The organism is Micromonospora sp. NPDC049240 (genome assembly GCF_040647835.1).
GTDB lineage: Bacteria > Actinomycetota > Actinomycetes > Mycobacteriales > Micromonosporaceae > Micromonospora.
Window position 1 is genome coordinate 1 of record NZ_JBEZCX010000047.1, and the last position, 3,819, is coordinate 3,819.

At 68.8% G+C, this 3,819-nt stretch carries 1 protein-coding gene; it reads left to right on the forward strand.

Annotated features, from left to right (window positions below):
- Positions 1–40: 40 nt before the first annotated feature.
- On the forward strand, positions 41–3,819 hold a 3,779-nt coding region (locus AB0B02_RS31800), incomplete at its 3' end, for an SDR family NAD(P)-dependent oxidoreductase (RefSeq protein ID WP_357306778.1).

A 3,819-nucleotide genomic window follows, 5' to 3' on the forward strand; every position in this document is an offset into this window, starting at 1 on the left:
GCGGTCGTTGCGGGACGTGGTTGCGGGCGAGGCGCGGTTGTTGGATCAGACGGTGTATGCGCAGGCGGGGTTGTTCGCGGTGCAGGTGGCGTTGTTCCGGCTGGTTGGTTCGTGGGGGGTGGTTCCGCAGTGTGTGGCGGGGCATTCGATTGGTGAGTTGAGTGCGGCGTATGTGGCGGGGGTGTGGGGTCTGGCTGATGCGGTGGCGGTGGTGGCTGCGCGGGGTCGTCTGATGCAGGCGCTTCCTGCTGGTGGAGCCATGGTGGCGTTGACCGCCAGCGACGCCGAAGCCCACGACCTGATCGCCGGGCACACCGACCTGGTAGGGGTCGCGGCGGTCAACGGCCCCCGCTCGACGGTGATTTCCGGTGACCGGGATGTGGTGTTGGATTTGGCGCAGCGGTGGCGAGACGCCGGTGGTAAGGCGCGGCGGTTGCGGGTCAGTCACGCGTTTCATTCGCCGTTGATGGAGCCGATGTTGGCCGAGTTCGCCGACGTGTTGGGCGGGGTGGTGTGGCGGGAGCCGACCATCCCGGTGGTGTCGGGCACCCCGGGTGCGGACGTGACCGAGCCGGGATATTGGCTGGCGCATGTCCGCCAGACGGTGCGCTACGACGACGCGGTGAACGCGCTGCGTGAGCAGGGCGTGGGTGTCTTCCTCGAGCTGGGACCGGACGGCACGCTGACCTCGATGGCCGACCCCGACACCCCTGATGCAGGTGTGTGGCTGCCCGCGCTGCGCGCTGAGCGGGACGAGCCGGAGACACTACTGACCGCGGTCGCCGGTGTCCACGTACACGGCGGGACCGTGAACTGGCCGACACTACTCGGCACGAGCGCCGGTCCGGCAGAGGTCATGGGTGTGGGCAGGGCGATGGGCGGGACCATCCCGCTGCGAGCTGAGTTGCCTACCTACCCGTTCCAGCATCAGCGGTACTGGCCGCAGACTGTGGTCGCCGGTGTGGGCGATGCTCGGGTGTTGGGGCAGGGTTCGGTTGGTCATCCGTTGTTGCGTGCGGCGGTGTCGTTGGCTGATGGGGATGGGGTGGTGTTGACCGGCCGGTTGTCGTTGTCGGCGCAGCCGTGGTTGGCCGATTACGTGGTGTTGGGTTCGGTGTTGTTGGCGGGCACGGCGTATGTGGAGTTGGTGATGTACGCCGGCGACCAGGTGGGTTGTGCCTCCGTGGAGGAGTTGACGCTGCAGACCCCGCTGCTGCTGCCGGAGCAGGGTGGGGTGCAGGTGCAGGTGTGGGTCGGCGACCCTGACCAGGGCGGTCGACGGCCGGTCAACGTGTACTCCCGACCAGAAGGCGCGGAAGGTTCGTGGACTCGGCATGCCACGGGTGTGCTGAGCCCGCAAGCTGGCCGGGTGCCGTCCGGGTTGGGGCAGTGGCCGCCGGCCGACGCGCGGCCGGTGGCTGTTGACGGCGTGTACGAGCGATTGGCCGACGGCGGGTACGTGTACGGGCCGGTGTTTCAGGGTTTGCGGGCGGTGTGGCGTTCCGAGCGGGATGTGTATGCCGAGGTGACACTGCCCGAGCAGGACGCAGCGGACGGGTTCGGGTTGCATCCGGCGGTGTTGGACGCGGCATTGCATCCGATCGGGTTGACCGGGCTGCTCGGCGGCGACGATGGCGGGGCGGTGTTGCCGTTCTCGTGGAGTGGGGTGCGGTTGCACGCGACCGGGGCGACCACGCTACGAGTCCGGCTGACACCCGCCGACGACGGGGCTGTCGCGGTGGCGGTGTTCGACACCACCGGCCAGCCGGTGTTGACCGCGACCTCGCTGGCGCTGCGACCAGTGACCACCGACCAGTTGGGCGCCGGCGTACCGGATGCGGCGCAGTCACTGTTCGCGGTGGAGTGGGTACCGCTACCGGACGCGGAGCTCGACACCGCGCCGGCGGCTACCGAACCGGTCTGGGCATGGCATGGGCAGGTTGATGGTGAGCTGCCCCCCGTCGTGGTGGCCGAGCTACCGGCTGCGGGCGATGCGGTGGGTGTTGTCGAGGCTACGCATGCGGCGAGTGTGTTGGTGTTGGGTTGGGTCCAGGAGTGGCTGGCTGATCCGGGCATGGAGGGTTCCCGGTTGGTGGTGGTCACTCGTGGCGCCACTGATGGCAGTGACCTTGCTGCGGCTGCGGTGTGGGGTCTGGTCCGCTCCGCGCAGTCTGAACATCCCAATCGGTTCGTCCTGCTGGACCTCGACGATGACACCGACCCCGGCAGCGACTTGGGCAGGCTCCTGACGGCGGTGCTCGACAGCGGCGAGCCGGAGATCGCGGTACGCGCTGGTGGGTTGTATGTGCGGCGGTTGGTCCGGGCCGGTACTGGTCGTCTGTCGCTGTCCGGCTCTGACGGGTTGGCGGGGTTGGATGCGGGTGGCACGGTGGTGGTCACTGGTGGGACCGGTGTGTTGGGTGGATTGGTGGCCCGGCATCTGGTCACCGCGCACGGAGTCAGGCACCTGTTGTTGCTGTCCCGGCGTGGCCCGGCCGCGGCCGGGGCGGCGGAGTTGGTCGGTGAGCTGACCGGGTTGGGTGCGCGGGTGCGGGTGGTGGCGTGTGATGTCGCTGACCGGGATGCGCTGGCTGAGGTGTTGGCGGGGGTGCCGGTCGAGCATCCGGTGGTGGGGGTGGTGCACACCGCGGGTGTGCTTGATGACGGGGTGGTTGAGGCGTTGACGCCGCGGCGGCTGGAGACGGTGTTGCGGGCGAAGGCGGATGCGGCGTGGTGGTTGCATGAGTTGACCCGGGATGCGGATCTGGGTTTGTTCGTGGTGTATTCGTCGGCGGCGGCCACGCTCGGGTCACCGGGGCAGGGAAACTATGCCGCGGCGAACGCCGTCTTGGACGCCTTGGCGCTGCGGCGGCAGGCCGCAGGTCTGGTCGGGCAGTCGTTGGCGTGGGGACTGTGGGCCCAGCAGTCAGCCATGACCGGACGTCTCGACGATGTGAACCTGGACCGAATGCGACGCGCCGGCATCCTTCCCATCTCCTCCGAAGAAGGCCTGGCGTTGTTCGACGCGGCAGTGCGCACCCACCAGCCGCAACTGGTGCCGATCCGGGTGGACCTTGCCGCGCTGCGTCGAGCCGCCGCCGGTGGCTTGCCACCGTTGTGGCGGACGTTGGCCGGCGGTTCCGCCCGCAGGGCCGCCTCCACCGCTGACGCGCCGGTGGACCTGGCCGCCAGGTTGGCGGCTATGGGGGTTGAGGGGCGCCAGCGGGCGGTTCTGGAGTTGGTGCGGGCACAGGCCGCGGTTGTGCTCGGCCATGCCGACCCCGCGGCGGTTGATCCGGGCAGCGCGTTCCGTGAGCTCGGTTTCGACTCGTTGACTGCAGTGGAGTTGCGTAACCGGTTGGCTGCCGCGACTGGGTTGTCGTTGCCGGCCACGCTGGTCTTCGACTATCCGACACCGGTGGTGTTGGCCGGGTTCGTGTTGACGGAACTGCTCGGTGAGCAGACCGATGTCCTTACGCCGGTGGCGGTCGGTGCGGGTGTCGACGAGCCGGTGGCGATTGTGGGGATGGGGTGTCGGTATCCGGGTGGGGTGGGTGACCCGGACGGGTTTTGGCGGTTGCTGGTCGAGGGTGTTGACGCGGTGGATGGGTTCCCCGTGGATCGGGGTTGGGATCTGACGGCGCTGTACGACCCCGATCGGCAGCGGTCGGGGACCAGTTATGCCCGGGAGGGTGGGTTCCTGACTGACGTGGCGTTGTTCGATGCGGGGTTTTTCGGGATCAGTCCGCGGGAGGCTGTGGCGATGGATCCGCAGCAGCGGTTGTTGTTGGAGGTTTCCTGGGAGGCGTTGGAGCGGGC